Raw genomic sequence first — 21,027 nt, 5'->3', positions numbered from 1 at the left:
ATGAAAATACTCGCTATTCTTTGCGTCCGAAACGAAGGCGCGTTCCTGCTGGACTGGCTGGCACATACGCTGGCCTCTGGCGTGACGCATGTACTGGCCTATTCAAACGACTGCGACGATGGCACCGATCTGATGCTTGATCGGCTGTCCGAGGTCGCGCCGGTCTCACACCTGCGCAATCCTGGCCCCTATGATCAGGGCGGCATTCAGTTCACCGCCCTAAAGGACGCCGCCAAGCAGAAATTGGTCAAAGAGGCCGACTGGATCCTACCGCTGGATGTGGACGAGTTCATCAATGTCCACGTCGGCAACCGCACCTTGCCCGATCTGATCAATGCCTTGCCCGATGCCACCGCAATCACGCTGACGTGGCGGTTGTTCGGCAACAACAGTCAGGCGCGTTATCACGACCTGCCCGTGCCACATCGCTTTCCCAAAGCCGCGCCAAAAATCCTGTACTGGCCATGGCGCGCGTCGATGTTCAAAACGCTCTACAAGAACGACGGCACCTACGGAAAACCGGGCGTCCATCGGCCCCGTTCCCCCAACGACAACAAGATCAGCCAAGCGCGCTGGTTTGATGGCCACGGGCGCGAGCTGGACGCGCTGTTCCAGACAAAACGAATCTTTTCGACCTTTGGCCAAGACAACTACGGCATGGCTCAGCTTAACCATTATCCCTTGGGCGATATGGAAAGTTACGTGCTCAAGGCCTATCGCGGCCGCGCTGTGCATTCCGACCATTTGCTGGGGTTGGATTACTGGGTGGAACGCAACTTCAACGTCGAAGAAGATCAGACAATCCGTCAGTTGGACCCGGTCGTGGCCAAGTTCCGCGCAGAGTTCTTGAAGGACGGCAAACTGGCAGATCTTCACGATAAATCAGTAGCTTGGCGCAAAGAGACATTCGACAAGCTGATGTTGGAGGAACCCTACCGAGCACTATTCGGCCGCCTACTCATGACGCCCCCGACACAGCCGGTTCCCCTGAATGCCGCGCGCTTTCTTTCCAGCTATGGCAACCGCGCTCGGGAATTGGCCCTCCAAAATCCTGATCAAAAACCCTAAATCTCCTACGATACGGCTCAATTTTGCCTAAATGCGCTGGAATACGTTAGGAAAATATGCGCCCGAAATGGGCCACGGATCGAGGATACGCAGACAATGCAGGACATTTCTGACCTGATTGATGATGATTTGCCCGAGCTGTCCTACAAGGACTGGCGCGGTCGTATGCGTGCCATCGGCGACGTCCATGGTTTCTACGAAGAACTCGGTCCAGCCCATCACGGGTTGTTCGTCGAAGACGGCGATACGCTGCTTGTGACGTTCGAAAGCTTCGCGGGCATTCAGACCCTTTCCAATGATGGCATGCCTTTGGGTTACCAGATGGTTCAATCCGAAGGCTGGTCGCATCTGGCGGTCGTGTCGAAATCCGACACATGGTTCCGCGCACCCGAGGTCTATGGCTTTTTCGACCAACTCAGCGACGACGGTTTCTTTGACGAATTCGATAAGGTCGTCTTCTATGGCGCAGGCCCCTGCGGATACGCAGCCGCGGCGTTTTCCGTGTCCGCACCGGGCGCACGTGTTCTGGCGCTCCAGCCTCAGGCAACGCTTGATCCGCGCGTTAGTGAATGGGATGAACGGTTCACAGAGCAACGTCGGATGTCCTTTACGGACCGCTATGGATATGCCCCCGATATGCTCGATGCCGCACAACAGGCCTATGTGCTTTATGACCCGCGCGAACATCTGGACGCGGTGCATTCGGCCCTGTTCAATCGCAGCAATGTCAAACGCTTCCGCATGCCGTTCATGGGCGCGGCTTTGCAATCCGACATTATCGATCTGGACCTGCTAGAGCCTTTGCTGATCGCCGTTGCCACCGATACGCTGACGGACCTCAGCTTTGCCAAAATGCTGCGCGCACGGCGCGATCACGTGCCCTATTTGATGAAACTGCTCGCCAAGCTGGACGCCGACGGGCGCGAAGGCCTTGCCCTGATGCTGTGCGAAAACGTGGTGCCACGCCATCCGGTTCGCCGGTTCCGCCGCCGCCTGCGCACGCTGCGCCTTACCGACGGCGATGAAACCGAAACGGACACACAGTCCGCTACCTACGCCGACTGACCAACGCGTCGCGGATCGGGGCCTGAAAGTACCCGATCAATCCGCAGATCAGCATCAGGATCATTGGCGTCGGCATCGTCAAAAAGCTCAGGATCAGCGCGGCCAACCCCATCGTGACGCAAAACGCGATCAACCTACGGCCCGCTTCGTCAGGCAGCCTTTCTTCATCCAGATACCGATGCAGAAATTCTGTCACCCGTGGTTGAACAGGCACGACCGCTGCACCGGCCAGAACTGACAAAACAATGGTCAACAACATCGCAAACCTACCTTCGCTTTCGCGGTGATGTTGCCTGATGTCGGAACCAAGGTAAACATGGACAAGGGCACAGAATGCCTCTGGCCCCGCGTCACACCTCGTGCTAACCGCACAATCATGACCGACATGCTGACACTCCGCCGCCCCGACGATTGGCACCTGCACCTGCGCGATGGCGCAATGCTCAAGGCCGTTCTGCCTGAAACCGCACGCCATTTCGGCCGTGCGATCATCATGCCGAACCTTGTGCCGCCCGTTGTGACATCCACAGACGCAGCCGCCTATCGCGACCGCATTCTGGCGGCCCTGCCCGATGGCATGACGTTCGAGCCGCTGATGACACTCTATCTGACCGAGAACACGGACCCCAAGGATGTGGCAGCCGCCCATGCCTCTGGCCTGATCAAGGCGGTCAAACTGTACCCTGCGGGTGCCACGACGAACTCGGCCTCGGGCGTCACGAATTTCGAAAACGTCCGCGCGGTGCTTGAGAAAATGGCCGAGATCGGCCTGCCCCTGTGTGTGCATGGCGAAGTGACGACACATGACGTCGATATCTTTGACCGCGAAGCTGTGTTTATCGACACCGTTCTGGACCCGCTGCGCAAAAGCACACCGGGGTTGCGCGTGGTCATGGAACACATCACCACGCGCCAAGGCGTCGAATATGCCCGTTCTGGCGGCGACGATCTGGGCGCGACGATCACAACGCACCACTTGGTCATCAACCGTAACCACATTCTGGTTGGCGGCATCAAACCGCATTACTACTGCCTGCCCGTCGCCAAGCGCGAAGAGCACCGCTTGGCCTTGCGCGACGCCGCAACATCGGGCGAAGGCCGCTTCTTCCTTGGCACCGACAGCGCGCCGCACCCCGATGATGCGAAGGAAAGCGCTTGTGGCTGTGCGGGCTGCTTCACAGCAACCAACACAATGTCGATCCTTGCCGAAGTGTTCGAACAAGACGGTGCCTTGGACAAGCTCGAGGCCTTCACGTCGCTGAATGGCCCTGCGTTCTACGGCCTGCCTGCGAACACCGACACCATCACCCTAACAAAGGGCGATGCCGTCACCTACCCCGAAAAAATCCAGACTGGCGAGGCCGAAGTGACCGTCTTCGATCCCGCCATGCCGCTGCACTGGCGCGTCAACGCCTGACCCCGCGATCCAAAGAAAGGTACACTGATGATCCCGACCAGCTTTCCCACAAAAGAGGAAATCGCCCGCCTTTCCGCGCGGATGTTGTTGGAAATCGGTGCTGTGAACTTCCGCCCGGAAGATCCGTTCATTCTGGCGTCCGGTCTGCCTTCGGCGACCTATATCGACTGCCGCAAGCTGATCTCGTTCCCGCGTATCCGCTCGACCCTGATGGATTTCCTGACAGTCACCGTGATGCGTGATGCCGGGTTTGAGGCGTTCGATAACATCGCAGGTGGCGAAACAGCGGGCATTCCCTTTGCTGCGCTGGTGGCCGAACGCATGGCGCTGCCCATGACCTACGTTCGTAAAAAGCCCAAAGGCTACGGCAGAAACGCCCGCATCGAAGGTGCGATGTCCGAAGGCCAGCGGGTTCTGCTGGTCGAAGACCTGACCACAGACGGCGGTTCCAAGATCAGCTTTGTGGACGCGATCCGCGACACTGGCGCGTCCTGCGCGCATACTGCCGTGATCTTCTATTACGGAATTTTTCCGGAAACCGAAAAGACGCTAGGCGATCACGGCGTGACGCTGCACCACCTCTGCACTTGGTGGGACGTACTGGAAGCCGCGCGCGAAATGGGCAGCTTCGACGAATCGACACTCAGCGAAGTGGAAAAATTCCTGCGTGATCCGCGTGAATGGCAGGCGGCACACGCAGTCTGACAAAACGCGCCAAAAAATGCTGCACTGCAGTCAGCACGAACATGCTGACTGCACCCGCGGCATTTTCTAAATCTTGACGAACCAGTGATCCGTACCGCAATATAGTGTGGTGTTTCCGGCTGTTCGATATCCCCAAGATATCCACAGGAATATACCGTTTGCGTCACAGGGCATGGCTGTTCTATGCCCCACAGACCGGCAAAAATACGAATGAAACGAGGGGCAGATGAACGAGATAGCGGCTTTCAATCCAACCGGGGCCGAAATCCAATCGCCTGACACGATGCCTCATTCCATCGAGGCTGAACAACAGCTCTTGGGCGCTATCCTGACCAACAACGACGTCTATGACCGTGTTGCGTCGATCATCAGCGAAAAGCATTTCTACGACCCTGTTCACGCCCGCATCTTTGAAATCGCCGCGGCGCGGATCGCGAAAAACAACCTTGCGTCTCCCGTAACGCTCAAGGCGTTTATGGAAGACGACGAAGGCCTGAAAGAGCTGGGCGGTGCGGCCTATCTTGCGCGTCTGGCCGGTGCAGCAGTGTCGTCATTTGCGGTACGCGATTACGCCCAGATGATCTACGATCTGGCGATCCGCCGCGAACTGATCGCCCTTGGCCGTGAAATCGCGGACAAAGCCGCGCGTGTCGAAGTGGCGTCAGAGCCTAAAGACCAAATTGTTCAAGCGGAACAGTCGCTTTACAAACTGGCAGAACAAGGCAAATCAGATTCCGGTTTTGTCAGCTTTCTCAAGGCAGTAACGGGCGCAGTTAACGTTGCCAACGCCGCCTACCAGCGTGAAGGCAAGCTGTCCGGCATTTCGACCGGACTGGTTGATCTGGACGCCAAACTGGGTGGCCTGAACCCCTCTGACCTTCTGATCCTCGCCGGTCGTCCGTCGATGGGTAAGACCTCGCTTGCGACCAACATCGCGTACAATATCGCCAAGGCCTATAAGAAAGGTATCCGCCCCGACGGCACCGAAGGCGCTATTCAAGGCGGCGTCGTTGGCTTCTATTCGCTCGAAATGAGCTCGGAACAGTTGGCCGCACGTATTTTGTCCGAAGCGTCCGAGATTTCGTCCCACAAGATCCGTCAGGGTGACATGGAAGAGGATGAATTCCGCCGCTTTGTTGAGGCTGCGAAAAAACTCGAATCCTGCCCGCTTTATATTGACGACACGCCCGCGCTGCCCATCGCACAGCTGGCCGCCCGTGCACGCCGTCTGAAACGGACCCATGGCCTCGACGTTCTGATCGTCGACTACCTTCAGCTGGTGCGCGGTATGTCCGACAACCGTGTGCAAGAGATCGGCGAAATCTCGATGGGTCTGAAGGCGATCGCCAAGGAACTGAACATCCCTGTGGTCGCCCTGTCCCAGCTTAGCCGTACGGTTGAAAGCCGCGACGATAAACGCCCGCAGCTGTCCGACCTTCGTGAATCGGGCTCGATCGAACAGGATGCGGACGCCGTTATGTTCGTGTTCCGCGAAGAGTATTACGTGGAACGGGAAAAGCCGTCTGATGACAACCTTGAAGCAATGGCCGTCTGGCAAGACAAAATGTCCCGTTTGCACGGCAAGGCCGAGGTGATCATCGGCAAACAGCGTCACGGTCCGATTGGGACAGTCGAACTGTCGTTCGAAAGCCAGTTCACACGCTTTGGCAACCTTGCGAAAGCCTGGCAGAACAACGCTGTCGAAGACTACTAACAGGCGCACCCCGCGTCATAATGCGTCGTATCTGCTGCGTTTTTCCCTTGACCTGTTCCTAAGGCAAGGCAAAGAAACCGCATGGCTCAATCTACTCTTACTATCGATCTGAACGCGCTTCGCACCAACTGGCGCAACCTGAACAGCAAAACCGCCTGCGAAACCGCGGCGGTGGTCAAAGCCGATTCATACGGCCTTGGCGCTGGAAAAGTGTCCCAGATGCTGGCCCAGATCGGCGTCCGCAAATTCTTTGTCGCCCTGGCCGAGGAAGGCGTCGTCCTGCGTCAGGCGCTGGGTCACGGCCCTGAAATCTGCGTCTTTTCCGGACATATGAACGGCGACGCCGAGAAAATCAGCGGCGCGCGCCTGACCCCGATGATCAACAGCCTTGACCAGATGCTCTTGCACATGGAAACGCTGCCCGGTCATCCGTTCGGCGTTCAGTTGGACACAGGCATGAACCGGTTAGGCATGGAGCCTGCCGAATGGTCTGCGCTGCGCGAGATCGCGTTGGGCCAGAACCCGGAACTGGTTATGAGCCATCTGGCCTGCGCCGATGAGCCGGACCACCCGATGAACGCGCAACAACTGCGTGTTTTCAAAGAGATGACCCATGACGTTGACGCGCCTCGGTCGCTGTCGGCGACGGGTGGCATCCTGTTGGGGCCGGACTATCACTTTGATCTGTGCCGTCCCGGCATCGGCCTTTATGGCGGCCTGCCCTTTGTCGATGCGCAACCCGTCGCGTCGCTGGACATTCCGGTCATTCAGGTACGCACCGTTGAAGAAGGTGAATCCGTTGGCTATGGCAACACATGGATCGCCGAACAGCCCACCTATGTGGCCACTATTGCGGCGGGCTACGCCGACGGGATCATTCGTGCAATGGGCCCCAAGGCCTATGTCTATGCGGGCGAACAGCGCTGCAAAATCCTTGGGCGCATTTCCATGGACCTGATCGCAGTGGATGTCACAAACGTCGCCGAGATGCCTGAAACGGTCGAATTGCTGGGACGTCACCAATCCGTCGACACCTTGGCCGATGCGGCCGGAACAATCGGATACGAAATCCTTACGTCTTTGGGCGCACGATACGACAGACACTACATCGACGGCTGATTTTCGCCCCGCTTGTTGAAGCCAGCGCAACGGGATGCCATCTAATTTGCAACCCGTTGCAAATCGAGGAACGCATGCAGTCATTTTTTGAACCGAATTACAGCGTCCTGACGTTTTTGTTCTTCAAAAAATTTGTATTTTTCCAAATACTTTTTTTGCTTTCCTTGTTTCGGATATTCACGTCGCAGGCAAAGGCACGGTTGGTGTCTTTCCTTGTCTTTCTGCTGTCATCTTGGGCACTAATAACTCTGTTTGCACCCAGTCTGGGATGGTACGGGCTGCCACTGGGTCGTCAAACGGCGCTTCTACTTGGACTGCAGAACGGAATGCTGGCACCTGTGGGGCTTTCCTTAATCTTTGCCGCAACGGCCTTCGTGCCCAAAGTGAAACGGCGGACAATCGACTGGTTGCATATAGCTTTGGTTCTGGCGCTTTTCGCGACATGGGGGGCAACCTTTGTCGATTGGTAAGATCAGGCTGGCGGCAATTATCCTGATTGCGGTGCTCTACCCTATATCGTGGTTCGCCCCCTTGGCCCGCGCCGGATTGCTCCCGCTCTTCAGCTTGTCAGAAATCAGCGTCATGTCCGGCATTCGGTCATTGATAGAAACGGATATCTTCCTTGCTGTACTTGTGGCGCTATTCGCGCTGGTCGCCCCTGTTCTGAAGCTGATCGGGCTGGCGTTGAATGAACTGTCCACGCTTCCCAACCGCGTGACCAAAGCGATCACCTTCGCGGGCCGTGTCGCAATGGCGGATGTTTTCCTGATTGCCGTATACATCACCTTGTCAAAAGGCATCGGGGTGGGACGGATCGAAACCGCTTGGGGCCTTTATTTGTTCACGTTTTGCATATTGGCTTCGATGTTTGTCGGGCACTGGCAAAAAACCTCGAAAACTGACCACAGCATGTAAGTGCCGACACCACAAAGCCGCGTCTTGCGGCGCACCCATCTTTGCGCCAAAAGCGGGTATGGCAAAAGTTTCCGCTCTGTTCGTTTGTACCGCCTGTGGTGCAAGTAGCTCCAAATGGTCCGGCCGCTGCGAAGCGTGCGGGGAATGGAACACAATTCAGGAAGAGGCCCCGCTGTCGGCAGGCCCAAGTTCCAAATCCTTAGGCCGCGCCAAGGGGCGCACCGTTCCCCTAAGCGATCTTTCCAGCAAGGAAACACCACCGCCACGCACCGCCAGCGGCCTGTCCGAACTGGACCGCGTTCTTGGTGGAGGACTTGTTCCGTCCAGCGCCATTCTTGTCGGCGGCGACCCGGGCATCGGGAAATCCACATTGCTTCTTCAGGCAGCGGCGCAGTTTGCGCAGGCTGGTCTGAAAGTGGTCTATGCCAGCGGCGAAGAGGCCAGCGCGCAGGTTCGTATGCGCGCGCAACGTCTTGGCTTGGCGGATTCAACTGTCAAACTGGCGGCCGAAACCAATCTGCGCGATATCCTTACCACGCTTGAGGCCGAACAACCCGATCTGGTCATCATCGATTCAATCCAGACCATGTGGGTCGACAACGTTGATAGCGCACCGGGCAGCGTGTCTCAGGTTCGCGCTTCGGCGCACGAACTGACGACCGTTGCCAAGCGCCGGAATGTTTCTGTCATCATGGTGGGCCATGTCACCAAAGAGGGCCAGATCGCGGGCCCGCGTGTTGTGGAACACATGGTCGATACGGTCCTTTATTTCGAAGGCGAACGCGGCCATCAGTTCCGTATTCTTCGCGCTGTGAAAAACCGTTTTGGTCCCGCGGACGAAATCGGTGTGTTCGAGATGACAGGCGCCGGTCTGGCCGAGGTGGTGAACCCCTCTGCCCTGTTCCTGTCCGAACGCGCCCAGCCCAGCCCCGGTTCGGTCGTTTTCAGTGGCATCGAAGGCACGCGGCCTGTTCTTTGCGAACTACAGGCGCTGGTCGCGCCCAGCCCCCATTCCCAACCCCGACGCGCGGTTGTCGGATGGGACGGCAGCCGTCTGTCGATGATTTTGGCCGTGCTTGAGGCGCGCTGCGGCATCCCCTTTGCTGGTTTGGATGTTTATCTGAACGTCGCGGGCGGCATGAAAATTTCTGAACCCGCCGCTGATCTTGCCGTCGCCGCCGCCCTTTTGTCGGCACGTGAAGACAGCGCCCTGCCCGCTGAAACCGTGGTTTTCGGGGAAATAAGTCTCAGTGGGGCGCTCAGACCGGTGTCACAAACCGAAAACAGGTTGAAAGAAGCGCAGAAACTTGGTTTCACCAGCGCAATCGTGCCATCTGGAGGCAAAGCCGCAGATGCATCAGGCATGTCATTGGTCCAGACTCCGGATTTGACAAGTTTTGTGGGTGAAGTATTCGGCGCTGGTTAAGCGGCCAAAACGAAAAGAGAAGGCACAAAGCCATGGAAGGTTTTACAGCAGTAGACGCGGTTGTTGCCGTCGTTATCGTTCTTTCGGCGCTTCTGGCGTATTCGCGTGGCCTTGTGCGGGAATCGCTTGCGATCCTTGGCTGGATCGCGGCTGCGTTTCTGGCCTTTTTGTTCGCGCCTCAGGTTCAACCGATCGTCAAAGAACTGCCGGTCGTCGGCGAATTCCTGTCTGACAGCTGTGAACTGTCGATCATCGCGGCCTTCGCAACGGTCTTTGCCGCGGCCCTGATCGTCGTTTCGCTGTTCACACCGGTCTTCTCAAGCCTTGTCCAGCGCTCTGTTCTGGGCGGGTTGGATCAGGGCCTTGGCTTTCTTTTCGGTGTCGCGCGCGGCATCCTTTTGGTGGCCATCGCGTTCTTCGTCTATGAAACAGTCATTACGTCGCAGGACATTGCGATGATCGAAGACAGCCGCTCTGCCGCTGTTTTCAGCCAGTTCACCGACAAGATCGAAGAACAGAACCCGGATCAGGCTCTTGGCTGGATCACCACACAATATGAACAACTTGTAGGCGTTTGCGAAGCACCCGCAGGCACCGACGGCTAAAACCAACGATCCGAACGCCCGCCACCTTGGCGGGCGATTTCTTTTGTGATCGTTTCGTGACACGACGGCAATCAGCCCTTATGAGGGCGGTAAAGATGCACCTAACTGGATTCGGAGCTGCCTTGATGGATCCCCAAATGCCCCCCGCTCACCCGTTTGATGACGACAAACTGAAAGAGGAGTGCGGAATTTTCGGGTGCGTCGGCGTTGCCGATGCTGCGAACTTTGTGGCTCTTGGCCTGCATGCCTTGCAACACCGTGGTCAGGAAGCAGGCGGTATCGTCAGCCATGACCCCGAACAGGGCTTCAATTCAGCCCGCCGGTTTGGCTATGTCCGTGATAACTTTACATCGCAGTCCCTGATGAAAACGCTGCCCGGCGAACTGGCAATCGGCCACGTGCGCTATTCCACAGCCGGTTCAAAGGGTCAGACACAAATCCGCGACGTTCAGCCGTTCTTTGGCGAATTTTCCATGGGCGGTGCGGCGATCGCGCACAACGGCAACATCACAAACGCCGATGCCCTGCGCCGCGAGTTGATTGAACGTGGTTCGATCTTCCAGTCGTCGTCCGACAGTGAATGCATCATCCACCTGATGGCCCGTTCGCTTCAGCGCAACATCCCCAGCCGGATGGAAGACGCGCTGCGCCGTGTCGAAGGCGCGTTCTCGGTCATCGCGATGACCCGCACCAAGCTGATCGGTGTGCGTGACCCGCTGGGCGTACGCCCGCTGGTTCTGGGTAAAATCGGTGACGGGTATGCGCTGGCATCGGAAACCTGCGCGCTGGACATCATCGGCGCGACATTTGTGCGTGAAATCGAACCCGGCGAAATGGTTGTCATCACAGCGGAAAAAGGCGTGGAAAGCAGCCACCCGTTCCGCCCACAGCCGTCCAAGTTCTGCATCTTTGAACACGTCTACTTCTCGCGTCCTGACTCGATCATCGGCGGACGTTCCGTCTATGAGACACGCCGTCAGATCGGTGTGGAACTGGCCCGCGAAGCTCCAGTCGAGGCCGATCTGGTCTGCCCCGTCCCCGACAGTGGCACGCCTGCCGCCATCGGTTTTGCGCATGAAAGCGGTATTCCCTACGGCATGGGCATCGTCCGGAACCAGTACATGGGCCGGACCTTCATCGAGCCCACCGAACAGATCCGTAACATGGGTGTGCGTCTGAAGCTGAACGTCAACCGCGCCCTGATCGAAGGCAAACGTGTGATCCTCGTGGATGACTCGGTTGTGCGCGGCACCACCAGCCGCAAGATCAAGGAAATGATCCTTGATGCTGGCGCGGCCGAGGTCCACTTCCGTATCGCGTCGCCGCCCACAGCATGGCCGTGCTTCTACGGTGTAGACACGCCCCAGCGTGAAAAGCTGCTGGCGGCCACCATGTCCGAAGACGAAATGCGTGACCACCTTCAGGTGGACAGCCTGCGCTTTATCTCGCTCGATGGTCTGTATCGTGCGGTTGGTGAGGCCGAAGGCCGTAACGCCAAATGCCCGCAGTATTGCGACGCCTGTTTCTCGGGCGAATATCCTGTCACACCGGCGGATATGATCGAAAAGGGCTTCAAAATGAAAACAGCCGCCGAATAAGGCGGCTGACCGGCCCACAGCGGGCTAAGCCAAGCAGGAAACGACATGAACCTTCTTGATCTGGACGCCCGCTGGAAACGCTTCAACGACGAAAACCGCACCTGCCCGTGTTGTGACCGCCGGTTCAATGGCGTCTTCGACATCGGCTTTGACCATCCCGACACGTGGCCACACGCCAGCCTGCGTGATGCAGGCGCGGACGAAGTGGTTGTCGGCGATGACAAGCTGGGCACCGACCTGTGCCGTCACGGCGAATACCGTTACATCCGTTGCGTTCTACCGCTGCCGATCCGTGGATCGGACGAGGTGTTCAACTTCGGCGTTTGGGGCAGCGTCCATCCTGACAGCTTTTATGCCTATATCGATTACGCGACGGGCGAAAACGATGGGTTCGAGGGCTGCTTTGCGTGGTTGATGAACACCCTGCCCGGTTTTGAAGACGAAGACACCGTTCCCTGTAATCTGATCCCCGGTGAAGACGGGATGCGCCCCAGCCTGTTCGCGCAAGAAGGCGCGCTGGCAGATGCGCAGAAGAACGGGATTTCGTTTGACGACTTGTTGGATATCTACGCGGCGTTAGGCAACGATATCCGCCCGCATCTCAGTTCAGACTAACGCGACGTTTGTTACAATCGATCACAGGCCACCGCCTACCACTCACATCGCCGCCAGCCCCCTTTCAACACAAACCAATCGCGGTCACCTTCTTCATAATTCACTGAAGGAGACGACCATGAACACCCTGACCCGCCGCGCGTCGCTTGGCCTGATGCTGGCCACACCCGCCCTGATCCTGGCCGCACGCCCCGCCTTTGCCCGCGAACCCGACATCTACCAAGAAGGCGGCATCGCCATCGACGGATCAGACGCTGTAGCGTACTTCGATGGCAACGGCCCTGTAGCAGGAAACCCCGCCCATCAAGTCGACTGGAACGGTGCCATCTGGCAGTTTGCCAGCGCGACCAACGCAGACACCTTCCAAGCAGACCCGACCGCATACGCCCCCCAGTTCGGCGGTTACTGCGCCTATGCGGCCTCACTAGGATACCTCGCGCCGACAATGCCCGAGGCGTGGACGCTGTACGACGGCAAGCTATACCTGAACGCCAACCTGCGCGCCCGCGAACTCTGGCTTCAGGACGTTCCCGGTAATATTGCCAAGGGCGAAGCGAACTGGCCCGGAATTCTGGGCTAATCCGCGCACGACACAGGACCATACTTGACCTTTCAGCGCGCAAGCGGCACATGCAGCGCATGACACAGATTGCGCTTATCACCGGTGCGTCCCGTGGCCTCGGCTTTGCCCTGGCCGAGGCGCTTGCCCCTGAATACCACATCGTCGCCGTCGGCCGGACCGTTGGCGGATTGGAAGATCTGGACGACCGGATCAAAGCCAAAGGCGGCGATGCCACGCTGGCCCCGATGGATGTGACCAATCGCGATGCGATGGCACAACTGTGCCGCTCTGTGTTTGACCGCTGGGGCGGTGCAAAACTGTGGATCCACACCGCGATCCATGCGGCCCCCTTGGCCCCTGCCGATCATCTGGACCAGAAAGATTGGGACAAGTCGGTAAACACCAATGTCACGGCAATGGGCCACCTGATCCCCTTCATCGCGCCGCTGATCGGGCCGGAAGGCACAGCTGTGTTTTTCGACGACACCCACGCGGGCGAAAAGTTCTTTGGTCACTACGGTGCAACAAAAGCCGCGCAGATGGCACTTGTCCGCAGCTGGCAGTCCGAAGCGGAAAAAATCGGGCCTAAGGTGAAGATCCTTTCGCCCGGTCCGTTGCGCACGGCGACCCGTGGTCGCTTCTTCCCCGGCGAAGACAAAGACGCACTACCGCTACCGAAAGATGTGGCCGCAGAACTTCTGCAACAAATCATCTGATAGCAAAGCCTTGCCGCGCTTGCCCCGCGTTCCGTGTTTGCCTATTCAGGTCGAAAGGCAAAGGCGGAACGTATGCGCATTCTCATTACCAATGACGACGGGATCAATGCACCGGGCCTGAAAACCCTGCATGCGATCGCAAACGAACTTGCAGGCGACAGTGGCGAGGTTTGGACCGTCGCACCGGCGTTCGAACAATCCGGCGTCGGGCATTGTGTCAGCTACAGCCATCCGTTCATGATCAGTCAGCTGGATGATCGTCGCTTTGCCGCCGAAGGCAGCCCCGCCGATTGCGTTCTTGCCGGCGTCCACGACGTGCTAAAGAACAAGACCATAGATCTGGTCCTTTCCGGTGTGAACCGCGGCAACAACTCGGCCGAAAATGCGTTGTATTCCGGCACTTTGGGCGGCGCACTGGAAGCGGCCCTTCAGGGTCTGCCCGCGATTGCGCTGTCTCAATATTACGGCCCCGACAACGTCAATCTGGACGATCCGTTTGAGGCCGCAGCACAGCACGGTGCCGACGTCGTTCGCAAAATTCTGGATTTCGGATTTGGTGACGCAGACGGCTATAAGCTGTTCTACAACGTCAACTTCCCGCCCGTGCCTGCCGATCAAGTCAAAGGCACCCAAGTTGTGCGACAGGGACTGCGCAAGGGCACAGGTTTTTCTGTTGAGCCGCACATCTCGCCCACGGGCCGTCGTTACATGTGGATCCGTGGCGGCGACCAGCGGCGCACCACCGGGCATAAGACAGACGCGCAGGCCAATCTGGACGGCTACATCAGCGTCACGCCCATGCAGGCCGATTTCACCGCGCATCATACGCTCGACGATCTGGAAAGCCATTTCTCATGACGATCGACGCGGAACGCAAAATGCAGTTTCTCTTTGCGCTCCGCTCAAAGGGGGTCACGAACAGCGCCGTGCTGAACGCGATGGAGAAAATCGATCGCCTGCCATTCATCCGGCACTACTTCACCGACCGCGCGTATGAAGACATGCCGCTGCCAATTGCCTGCGGCCAGACGATTTCGCAGCCCTCTGTCGTCGGGCTGATGACACAGGCCTTGGACATCTCACCGCGTGACAAGGTGCTCGAGGTCGGGACAGGCTCTGGCTATCAGGCCGCAATCCTAAGCCAGCTGGCGCGACGCGTTTATACCGTTGACCGGCACGCCCGCCTTGTCCGTGAAGCCCGCGAGGTTTTCGACGAATTGGGATTGGTGAACATCACCGCCTTTGCTGCCGACGGAAGCTTTGGCTTGCCGGATCAGGCGCCGTTCGACCGTATTATTGTGACAGCCGCCGCAGAAGACCCGCCGGGCCCCCTATTGGCGCAGCTTAAGATCGGCGGTATTATGGTTGTACCCGTGGGCCAGTCGGACGCTGTGCAAAGCCTGATCAAGGTAACGCGCACGGAAACCGGCTATGACTATGATGAACTGCGCGCCGTGCGGTTTGTCCCACTACTTGAGGGGATGGGCAAAGAAAGCTAATCCCTCTTTGAACTACCAGACGTTCCGGCAACAAGGGGCGCAGTTGAGGATATCGAGATGACAGTGACAAACCGATCATTTTTGCGTCTGAATGCCAGACTGGGTGCGGCGGCATTGGCCCTGACCACAGTGGCCGCCTGTGAAGGCCCCGTCGATCTGGACCTGCGTGGTCGTCTGGGTGGCCCCGTCGACACCGCTAGCGCGGCTGCCAATGCAACAGCGCCCAAACCCAAACCCGATGCAAACGGTGTTATTTCCTACCCCAGCTATCAGGTCGCAGTCGCCCGTCGCGGCGACACGCTTTCCACGCTGGCGGATCGCGTCGGCGCGGATGTGAACGAACTGGCCCGGTTCAACGGCATCAAGGAATTCGATCCCCTTCGCGCAGGCGAAATCGTCGCCCTGCCCACGCGGGTCGCCGCACAGGACACCGCCCCGATCAAACCGGCGGGCAACATCGACATCACAACACTTGCAGGCAACGCCATTGACCAGGCCGCGCCGACGCCCAGCCAGACCACTGCCACAACTACGGGTGGCGTTGAACCGATCCGACATCAGGTCCAGCGTGGTGAAACGGCCTTTACCATCGCACGGCTGTACAACGTGACGCCGCGTGCGCTGGCGGACTGGAACAGCCTTGATCGCAACTATTCGATCCGTGAAGGCCAATATCTGCTGATCCCCGTTACCTACGCTGCAGAAGAGCGTGTGGTCGAACCCGCCACCACGACACCCGGAACTGGCAGCCCGACCCCGACGCCGCCGTCGGCATCGAAACCGCTGCCGCCCGCAGACACAACAGCCGCAGCGACCAAACCTGCTGAAACGACAACCGCAGCCAAGCCTGCCGAACCTGTCGCTGACGTGGGCGCAACAACGACTGCCTCTTCGGCCAGCCGCCCGATGCAAATCCCTGTCCAAGGGTCGATCATTCGCGATTACGCAAAGGGCAAAAACGATGGCATCGACATCGCAGCGCCGGCTGGCACAGCCGTAAAGGCCGCCGAATCCGGCACAGTCGCCGCGATCACCACAAACACCGAAGGCGTTCCGATCCTTGTGATCAAACACTCCAACAACCTTCTGACCGTCTACACCCACATTGATGGGATCACGGTCAAAAAAGGTGACACCGTCAAACGTGGCGAAACCATCGGCAAAGTGCGCGCAGGCGATCCGGCGCGGATGCACTTCGAGGTACGGGACGGCTTCGACAGCGTTGATCCCAACGACTACATCTAACGCCCGTTGGACGGCGCAAAGCAGCGGTCAGGGACCGTTACTATGAAGAGACAAAGACCCGGCTGGAAACTTGGATCGAGTTTTTGGAAGGGTCTTTTGCATTGGCAAAACAATAGCCATCTGCTTGAAAAATCTTGCCAAAAGCCAATCCGTCATGCTTTGCCCGAGCGACGAAGGCAGGCACATCTTCGACGTCGAACACCAGCTTGACCAGAACCTGCCCTTCTTTCTGGCCCGTCGACGCTGGATGCAACAAGATCCCCAGTCCGGTGCTCGGGTGAACAAGTTCAACGATGCGGTCCCCTTCTTTGCGGACCACATCAAAGCCGAAATGCCTTTGATAGAAGGCTTCCATCTCGGCCATTTTGTGGGTGTAAATCACGACACGTCCAAAGGCAGCCGACATGGAATTCTCCCTCATCAAATTTATCGGTGATAAGGCCACATCAGCATACGCAACGCAAATAGTGCTTAGCCCAGCTTAACGCCCTTACGACCGGCCAGATCGGTAAAGAACTGCCATGCAACACGGCCAGATCGCGATCCGCGTGTTGCCTGCCATTCAATGGCCTCGGCCCGCAGTTCATCTGCATCCACTTTGACGCCATAAGCATCACAGTAGCCGTCGATCATCGCCAGATATTCATCTTGCGTACAGGGATGGAATCCAAGCCAAAGGCCAAAACGGTCGGACAGGGAAACCTTTTCTTCAACCGCTTCGCCTGGATTGATGGCAGAGGACCGTTCGTTTTCGATCATGTCGCGCGGCATCAGGTGGCGGCGGTTGGATGTGGCATAGAACAGAACGTTCTCGGGCCGCCCTTCGATCCCGCCATCCAGCACGGCCTTCAGGCTCTTGTAGTGCTGGTCGTCATGCGAGAATGACAGGTCATCGCAGAACAACAAAAACCGGTAGGGCGCGCCGCGCAGATGGTTCAACAGGCGCGACACCGACGGTAGGTCTTCGCGCTGCAGTTCGACCATTTTCAGATCATAACCTTCGGCCTGAACGGCCGCGTGCACCGCCTTAACCACCGAAGATTTCCCCATCCCGCGCGAACCCCAAAGAAGCGCGTTGTTGGCGGGCAGCCCCTTGGCGAACTGGCGTGTGTTTTCCAAGAGCGTATCACGGGTGCGATCAATGCCGACAAGCAGCTTCAGATCAATGCGCGACACCTCGGGCACAGGCTCCAGACGATCTGGCGACACATGCCAGACAAACGCGTCGGCGGCGTCAAAGTCAGGTGTGCTCAGCGGGGCCGGCGCGAGGCGCTCTAGCGCCTCGGCAATGCGGATCATCGGATCGGTGTCAGTCATTAGGATTTGCTGTCTTCGGATTTCTCGGCAACTTCGACGTCGGCCTCTTCGTCTTCGTCGTCAAAGATTTCGTCGTCATCTTCGACCCAAAGGCCCTGTGCCCGAAGATCGGCTTCGCGCTTTCGTTCGACACGACGCACAAGGAAGATCGACACTTCGTAGAGGCCATATACCACAACGAACAGGATGATTTGGGTAATGACGTCCGGCGGTGTGACCAGTGCGGCCAGCACCAGAATGGCGACCACTGCGTATTTGCGCACATCGCCCAGCCCTTTGGAGCTAACCAGACCCGCCTTACCCATAAGTGTCAGCAGAACCGGCAGTTGGAAACACAGGCCGAAAGCCACGATGAACTTAACTGTCAGGTTCAGGTATTCCTGCGCAGAGCCTTGAAACACAACCGACAAAGGCGCTGCATTCTGACCACCTTCTACGCTTTCACCACCGGTTCCGAACTGCTGGAAGCCAAGGAAGAAGTCGTAGGCCAATGGCGTTACGACATAAAAAGCAAAGGCCGCGCCCAGCATGAACATGAAAGGCGACGCCACCAGAAACGGCAGGAATGCACCCTTTTCGGATTTGTACAATCCCGGCGCAACAAAGCGCCACAACTGGTTGGCAATAAAAGGAAAAGACAGCATGAAGCCACCAAGAAGCGACACTTTGATCGCAACAAAGAAGCCTTCCTGCGGCGAGATAAAGATCAGGTCACAGTCCTGACCACGTTCGGCCAGAACCTGACACAGGGGCGCGGTCAGGAAGTTGAAGATCGGCGTCGCGACGGTAAAGCAGATCACCATACCGATCAGGAAATAGACCACACAGCGGATCAACCGCGTGCGCAATTCGGCCAGATGTTCAATCAGCGGGGCCGAAGAGTCGTCGATCTCGTCTTGTGCGCTCATGCCTCGTCCTTCTTGGTGGCCGCTGCCTCAAGCTCTTCGGCCTTCTTCAACGCAGCCTCGGCTTCGGCCTGCCGTTTTTCGGCTTCCTTGCGGGCTGTCGTTGCTTCGATCTTTTTGCGCAGGTCGTCCTTTTCAGGCGCTTTCGGCGCATCGGGTTTATCCGGATCGAAATTGGTCAGATCACGGGCCGCATCCTTAACGCTGTCCATTGCCGAACCCAGCGGATTTGTCGCCGACTTCAGGGTCTTGGTCACGTCGCTGACGCCAGCTTCGTTGGCGGCATCGTTCATTGCGCGCGAAAACTCGCGCGCCATACCTTTGGCCTTGCCCATGAACCGCCCCATATTGCGGAACAGCACAGGCAAATCCTTGGGGCCGACCACAATCAGCGCCACAATGCCAACGACCAACAGCTCGGTCCAGCCCATCCCAAACATGGCGGATTAGACCTTGTCTTTTTCGGTCTCGGATTCCGGTGTCACGTCTTTTGCGGACTCGGCGCTGTCGTCTTCCAGTTCCTTGGCACCGTCGCTTACGCCCTTTTTGAACGCAGTGATGCCCTTGCCCACTTCACCCATCAGGCCGGAAATCTTGCCACGGCCGAACAGCACAAGCACGACAACGGCGATCAGCAGAAGGCCGGGAAGACCAATATTGTTGAGCATTTCATTTCTCCCAAAACTGCAGGCCGTGCCTGCGATATCCTCAATAGTTCTAGCCACAACCCGCCCCCTCGGAAAGCGGCAAAAGCACCGCAATTGCGCTGTTAGCGCCGGAATTTCCCACTAATTACTGACATATACTTGTCAGTTGTCAGGTTTTTGTCAGTATGGGCGAAAATGACATGAGAATCAGGGATGAAACGCACAGACCGCCTCTATGCACTGATGACCCGCCTGAAAGACGGCGGCCTGCATCGCGCCGAAGACCTTGCCACCGAATTGGGCGTGTCCTTGCGCACCATCTATCGTGACATGGACACGCTGGCGGCTTCTGGCGTGCCGGTCGAAGGCGAACGGGGTTTGGGTTATACCGCGCGTGCGACAATCACCCTGCCGCCGATGAACCTGACAGACGCAGAGCTTGAAGCGCTTCACATCGGTTTGGCGGCTGTTGCGGCATCTGACATGCCGGAACAGGCCGAAGCTGCGCGGACGCTGGCCAGCAAGATGGACGCGGTTCTGCCCGAAGACGCAGGCATGGCCGCCCGTAGCTTCGGATTTGCCACCTATCCGTTTTCAGAAGCAGCACAGGGGTTCCGACATATGCCCGCGATCCGCGCAGCCCTGCGTGCGCGACAAAAACTGCGGCTGACGTTCTTGGACGACACCAAACCCCACGATGTCCGGCCGCTGCATATGGATTATTGGGGTCGTATCTGGACCTGCATTGCGTGGGACGAAACCGATGGTGCTTTCAGCAGCTTCCGGATTGACCGCGTCGATACCCTGCGTCCCCTGCCCGGGTTGTTCGTTGATGAACCGGGGAAAAGCCTGAAAGACTATCAGGCGCTTGAAAACGCAAAACCTTAGGCTGGTGGCGCCATGTCCATGGACCGGCACAGATCAAAAACCTGCTGGCGCATCCATCGGGCAAGCGGCGCATTGTCAGACCGGCTATGCCAAATGCCGACAATCTGCACGACATCCATCGGCATGGGGGCTTTGAATATCCTCAGATCGTAGGAGTTTTTGAATTCCAACGCCAATTGTGCCGGAATTAGCGCGATCAGGTCACTGCCCCGCACGACCCTGCATACGCCTGAAAACACCTGAACCGTCATCGCAACATTCCGCGACCGACCGATTTTCGCCAGCGCGGCATCCCCCATCGCCGACAGCCGGCCCTCGGGTGAGAACAGCACATGCGGCATGGCGCAAAACCGGTCGATAGGAATTTCGCTGAAGTCTTCCAGATCAGCCACACCGGGGTTACTGCCCCGCGCGATCACGACAAAGGGCGACCGGAACAATGGTTCGCGGCTGATCCAGCTGGGCAATTCACAATCGGGGATCAGTGCTAGATCCGCGTCATAACGCTCAAGACTGGCAAGATAGTCGTCCGGTACAAGATCCACCAATTGCGCCCGCAGTTTTGGCGCAGTGCGCGTCAGCAGATCACCCAAATTCGGCATCAGCAATTCGGCAAAAAAATCCGAGCCGGAGATTTTGAAATGCCCTTCCGCCGTTTCGGGATCAAAGGCATCCGCCTTGGACAAAAGCAGCTCGATCCTGTTCAACTCATCCTGCACCCCATGCCGCAGGTTTTCGGCAAAATCCGTGGGCACCAGCCGGTTGCCCTGCCGGACAAACAAGGGATCATCCAAAGCATGACGCAACCGAGACAAAGACGAAGACACAGCAGGCTGGGATAGCCCAAGCCGTGCGCTGGCTTTCACTGTGCTTCCTTCGCGGAACAACGCATCCAGAACACGTAACAAATTCAGATCAAAGATCGCGAAATTCATCGGGCTGATAGATATTATATAAATTACAGATTTGTCTTATATCATGAACCGGTAATACCTTACCGT

The 21,027-nt window shown here is 57.7% G+C and carries 25 protein-coding genes; 18 read left to right on the top strand and 7 right to left on the bottom strand.

Annotated features, from left to right (window positions below):
• Both AC4FIA_RS15425 and AC4FIA_RS15420 read left to right on the top strand, forming a co-directional pair.
• Positions 1–1,068, top strand: a complete 1,068-nt coding sequence (locus AC4FIA_RS15425) for a glycosyltransferase family 2 protein (protein ID WP_490366585.1) — start codon at positions 1–3, stop codon at positions 1,066–1,068.
• Positions 1,069–1,164: 96 nt separating this feature from the next.
• Positions 1,165–2,133 (top strand): phosphoadenosine phosphosulfate reductase, encoded by a 969-nt coding sequence (locus AC4FIA_RS15420; RefSeq protein ID WP_490366584.1) that lies wholly within the window; start codon positions 1,165–1,167, stop codon positions 2,131–2,133.
• Here the strand turns inward: AC4FIA_RS15420 and AC4FIA_RS15415 are convergent.
• On the bottom strand, positions 2,117–2,392 hold the full coding sequence (locus tag AC4FIA_RS15415; RefSeq protein WP_103909973.1) for a hypothetical protein: 276 nt from the start codon (positions 2,390–2,392) through the stop codon (positions 2,117–2,119). The two genes, AC4FIA_RS15420 and AC4FIA_RS15415, sit on opposite strands and share 17 nt — an antisense overlap.
• A gap of 117 nt (positions 2,393–2,509) precedes the next feature.
• On the opposite strand from AC4FIA_RS15415, the gene pyrC reads away from it, so the two are divergent.
• From pyrC to AC4FIA_RS15340, 15 genes are all read left to right on the top strand, one after another.
• Positions 2,510–3,550, top strand: a complete 1,041-nt coding sequence (pyrC, locus tag AC4FIA_RS15410; protein WP_490366612.1) for a dihydroorotase — start codon at positions 2,510–2,512, stop codon at positions 3,548–3,550.
• A gap of 27 nt (positions 3,551–3,577) precedes the next feature.
• On the top strand, positions 3,578–4,255 hold the full coding sequence (locus AC4FIA_RS15405) for an orotate phosphoribosyltransferase (RefSeq protein ID WP_490366583.1): 678 nt from the start codon (positions 3,578–3,580) through the stop codon (positions 4,253–4,255).
• A gap of 226 nt (positions 4,256–4,481) precedes the next feature.
• Complete coding sequence (locus AC4FIA_RS15400; protein ID WP_287474683.1) at positions 4,482–5,969, top strand: replicative DNA helicase; 1,488 nt, start codon at positions 4,482–4,484, stop codon at positions 5,967–5,969.
• Between the two features lie 81 nt (positions 5,970–6,050).
• Positions 6,051–7,088, top strand: a complete 1,038-nt coding sequence (gene alr / locus AC4FIA_RS15395) for an alanine racemase (protein WP_490366582.1) — start codon at positions 6,051–6,053, stop codon at positions 7,086–7,088.
• A gap of 74 nt (positions 7,089–7,162) precedes the next feature.
• Complete coding sequence (locus tag AC4FIA_RS15390; RefSeq protein WP_490366581.1) at positions 7,163–7,558, top strand: hypothetical protein; 396 nt, start codon at positions 7,163–7,165, stop codon at positions 7,556–7,558.
• A complete protein-coding gene (locus tag AC4FIA_RS15385) occupies positions 7,551–8,003 on the top strand; it encodes a paraquat-inducible protein A (RefSeq protein WP_490366611.1) in 453 nt (150 codons plus the stop codon). The genes AC4FIA_RS15390 and AC4FIA_RS15385 overlap by 8 nt, the downstream gene beginning before the upstream one ends.
• A gap of 58 nt (positions 8,004–8,061) precedes the next feature.
• On the top strand, positions 8,062–9,429 hold the full coding sequence (gene radA / locus AC4FIA_RS15380; RefSeq protein ID WP_490366580.1) for a DNA repair protein RadA: 1,368 nt from the start codon (positions 8,062–8,064) through the stop codon (positions 9,427–9,429).
• Between the two features lie 32 nt (positions 9,430–9,461).
• Positions 9,462–10,034: a CvpA family protein gene (locus tag AC4FIA_RS15375; RefSeq protein ID WP_103909978.1), complete on the top strand. Its 573-nt coding sequence runs from the start codon at positions 9,462–9,464 to the stop codon at positions 10,032–10,034.
• 137 nt (positions 10,035–10,171) lie between these two features.
• On the top strand, positions 10,172–11,632 hold the full coding sequence (purF, locus tag AC4FIA_RS15370; protein ID WP_200813185.1) for an amidophosphoribosyltransferase: 1,461 nt from the start codon (positions 10,172–10,174) through the stop codon (positions 11,630–11,632).
• Positions 11,633–11,677: 45 nt separating this feature from the next.
• The gene (locus AC4FIA_RS15365; RefSeq protein ID WP_490366579.1) at positions 11,678–12,247 is read left to right on the top strand and encodes a DUF2199 domain-containing protein; all 570 of its coding nucleotides are present in this window, start codon (positions 11,678–11,680) and stop codon (positions 12,245–12,247) included.
• Positions 12,248–12,365: 118 nt separating this feature from the next.
• On the top strand, positions 12,366–12,827 hold the full coding sequence (locus AC4FIA_RS15360; RefSeq protein WP_490366578.1) for a YHS domain-containing (seleno)protein: 462 nt from the start codon (positions 12,366–12,368) through the stop codon (positions 12,825–12,827).
• 59 nt (positions 12,828–12,886) lie between these two features.
• Positions 12,887–13,525, top strand: coding sequence for an SDR family NAD(P)-dependent oxidoreductase (locus AC4FIA_RS15355; RefSeq protein ID WP_287474714.1), 639 nt, complete (start codon positions 12,887–12,889; stop codon positions 13,523–13,525).
• A 72-nt stretch (positions 13,526–13,597) separates the two neighbouring features.
• Complete coding sequence (gene surE, locus AC4FIA_RS15350; protein ID WP_490366577.1) at positions 13,598–14,383, top strand: 5'/3'-nucleotidase SurE; 786 nt, start codon at positions 13,598–13,600, stop codon at positions 14,381–14,383.
• On the top strand, positions 14,380–15,024 hold the full coding sequence (locus AC4FIA_RS15345; protein WP_103909983.1) for a protein-L-isoaspartate(D-aspartate) O-methyltransferase: 645 nt from the start codon (positions 14,380–14,382) through the stop codon (positions 15,022–15,024). The genes surE and AC4FIA_RS15345 overlap by 4 nt, the downstream gene beginning before the upstream one ends.
• A 57-nt stretch (positions 15,025–15,081) precedes the next feature.
• Positions 15,082–16,269 carry a peptidoglycan DD-metalloendopeptidase family protein gene (locus AC4FIA_RS15340; RefSeq protein ID WP_490366576.1) on the top strand — a complete coding sequence of 396 codons (1,188 nt, stop codon included), beginning with the start codon at positions 15,082–15,084 and terminating at the stop codon, positions 16,267–16,269.
• A 40-nt stretch (positions 16,270–16,309) separates the two neighbouring features.
• On the opposite strand, the gene AC4FIA_RS15335 is transcribed toward AC4FIA_RS15340, so the two are convergent.
• The 5 genes from AC4FIA_RS15335 to AC4FIA_RS15315 all read right to left on the bottom strand — a co-directional run bounded on the left by AC4FIA_RS15335 (position 16,310) and on the right by AC4FIA_RS15315 (position 19,159).
• Positions 16,310–16,675, bottom strand: coding sequence for a VOC family protein (locus AC4FIA_RS15335; protein ID WP_490366575.1), 366 nt, complete (start codon positions 16,673–16,675; stop codon positions 16,310–16,312).
• A gap of 65 nt (positions 16,676–16,740) precedes the next feature.
• The gene (locus tag AC4FIA_RS15330; RefSeq protein WP_103909986.1) at positions 16,741–17,586 is read right to left on the bottom strand and encodes an ATP-binding protein; all 846 of its coding nucleotides are present in this window, start codon (positions 17,584–17,586) and stop codon (positions 16,741–16,743) included.
• The gene (gene tatC / locus AC4FIA_RS15325) at positions 17,586–18,494 is read right to left on the bottom strand and encodes a twin-arginine translocase subunit TatC (protein WP_490366574.1); all 909 of its coding nucleotides are present in this window, start codon (positions 18,492–18,494) and stop codon (positions 17,586–17,588) included. Before tatC ends, AC4FIA_RS15330 begins: the two co-directional genes overlap by 1 nt.
• Positions 18,491–18,931 carry a Sec-independent protein translocase protein TatB gene (gene tatB, locus AC4FIA_RS15320; protein ID WP_490366573.1) on the bottom strand — a complete coding sequence of 147 codons (441 nt, stop codon included), beginning with the start codon at positions 18,929–18,931 and terminating at the stop codon, positions 18,491–18,493. The genes tatC and tatB overlap by 4 nt, the downstream gene beginning before the upstream one ends.
• 6 nt (positions 18,932–18,937) lie before the next feature.
• On the bottom strand, positions 18,938–19,159 hold the full coding sequence (locus AC4FIA_RS15315; RefSeq protein WP_490366572.1) for a twin-arginine translocase TatA/TatE family subunit: 222 nt from the start codon (positions 19,157–19,159) through the stop codon (positions 18,938–18,940).
• Positions 19,160–19,351: 192 nt separating this feature from the next.
• On the opposite strand from AC4FIA_RS15315, the gene AC4FIA_RS15310 reads away from it, so the two are divergent.
• Entirely contained in the window at positions 19,352–20,026 is a 675-nt protein-coding gene (locus AC4FIA_RS15310) for a helix-turn-helix transcriptional regulator (RefSeq protein ID WP_490366571.1), read from the top strand.
• Here the strand turns inward: AC4FIA_RS15310 and AC4FIA_RS15305 are convergent.
• Positions 20,023–20,961, bottom strand: a complete 939-nt coding sequence (locus tag AC4FIA_RS15305; RefSeq protein ID WP_490366570.1) for a LysR family transcriptional regulator — start codon at positions 20,959–20,961, stop codon at positions 20,023–20,025. The two genes, AC4FIA_RS15310 and AC4FIA_RS15305, sit on opposite strands and share 4 nt — an antisense overlap.
• Positions 20,962–21,027: the final 66 nt, after the last annotated feature.

The sequence above is a fragment of the Thalassococcus sp. genome (assembly GCF_982780845.1).
Note: the sequence above shows the minus strand (reverse complement) of the source record. Positions and strands in the feature narration are given on the sequence as shown.

Coding starts and splice junctions, on each gene's coding strand:
- AC4FIA_RS15425 (WP_490366585.1), top strand. CDS start 1: ATGAAAATACTCGCTATTCTTTGCGTCCGAAACGAAGGCGCGTTCCTG.
- AC4FIA_RS15420 (WP_490366584.1), top strand. CDS start 1,165: ATGCAGGACATTTCTGACCTGATTGATGATGATTTGCCCGAGCTGTCC.
- AC4FIA_RS15415 (WP_103909973.1), bottom strand. CDS start 2,392: ATGTTGTTGACCATTGTTTTGTCAGTTCTGGCCGGTGCAGCGGTCGTG.
- pyrC (WP_490366612.1), top strand. CDS start 2,510: ATGACCGACATGCTGACACTCCGCCGCCCCGACGATTGGCACCTGCAC.
- AC4FIA_RS15405 (WP_490366583.1), top strand. CDS start 3,578: ATGATCCCGACCAGCTTTCCCACAAAAGAGGAAATCGCCCGCCTTTCC.
- AC4FIA_RS15400 (WP_287474683.1), top strand. CDS start 4,482: ATGAACGAGATAGCGGCTTTCAATCCAACCGGGGCCGAAATCCAATCG.
- alr (WP_490366582.1), top strand. CDS start 6,051: ATGGCTCAATCTACTCTTACTATCGATCTGAACGCGCTTCGCACCAAC.
- AC4FIA_RS15390 (WP_490366581.1), top strand. CDS start 7,163: ATGCAGTCATTTTTTGAACCGAATTACAGCGTCCTGACGTTTTTGTTC.
- radA (WP_490366580.1), top strand. CDS start 8,062: ATGGCAAAAGTTTCCGCTCTGTTCGTTTGTACCGCCTGTGGTGCAAGT.
- AC4FIA_RS15375 (WP_103909978.1), top strand. CDS start 9,462: ATGGAAGGTTTTACAGCAGTAGACGCGGTTGTTGCCGTCGTTATCGTT.
- purF (WP_200813185.1), top strand. CDS start 10,172: ATGCCCCCCGCTCACCCGTTTGATGACGACAAACTGAAAGAGGAGTGC.
- AC4FIA_RS15365 (WP_490366579.1), top strand. CDS start 11,678: ATGAACCTTCTTGATCTGGACGCCCGCTGGAAACGCTTCAACGACGAA.
- AC4FIA_RS15360 (WP_490366578.1), top strand. CDS start 12,366: ATGAACACCCTGACCCGCCGCGCGTCGCTTGGCCTGATGCTGGCCACA.
- AC4FIA_RS15355 (WP_287474714.1), top strand. CDS start 12,887: ATGACACAGATTGCGCTTATCACCGGTGCGTCCCGTGGCCTCGGCTTT.
- surE (WP_490366577.1), top strand. CDS start 13,598: ATGCGCATTCTCATTACCAATGACGACGGGATCAATGCACCGGGCCTG.
- AC4FIA_RS15345 (WP_103909983.1), top strand. CDS start 14,380: ATGACGATCGACGCGGAACGCAAAATGCAGTTTCTCTTTGCGCTCCGC.
- AC4FIA_RS15340 (WP_490366576.1), top strand. CDS start 15,082: ATGACAGTGACAAACCGATCATTTTTGCGTCTGAATGCCAGACTGGGT.
- AC4FIA_RS15335 (WP_490366575.1), bottom strand. CDS start 16,675: ATGTCGGCTGCCTTTGGACGTGTCGTGATTTACACCCACAAAATGGCC.
- AC4FIA_RS15330 (WP_103909986.1), bottom strand. CDS start 17,586: ATGACTGACACCGATCCGATGATCCGCATTGCCGAGGCGCTAGAGCGC.
- tatC (WP_490366574.1), bottom strand. CDS start 18,494: ATGAGCGCACAAGACGAGATCGACGACTCTTCGGCCCCGCTGATTGAA.
- tatB (WP_490366573.1), bottom strand. CDS start 18,931: ATGTTTGGGATGGGCTGGACCGAGCTGTTGGTCGTTGGCATTGTGGCG.
- AC4FIA_RS15315 (WP_490366572.1), bottom strand. CDS start 19,159: ATGCTCAACAATATTGGTCTTCCCGGCCTTCTGCTGATCGCCGTTGTC.
- AC4FIA_RS15310 (WP_490366571.1), top strand. CDS start 19,352: ATGAAACGCACAGACCGCCTCTATGCACTGATGACCCGCCTGAAAGAC.
- AC4FIA_RS15305 (WP_490366570.1), bottom strand. CDS start 20,961: ATGAATTTCGCGATCTTTGATCTGAATTTGTTACGTGTTCTGGATGCG.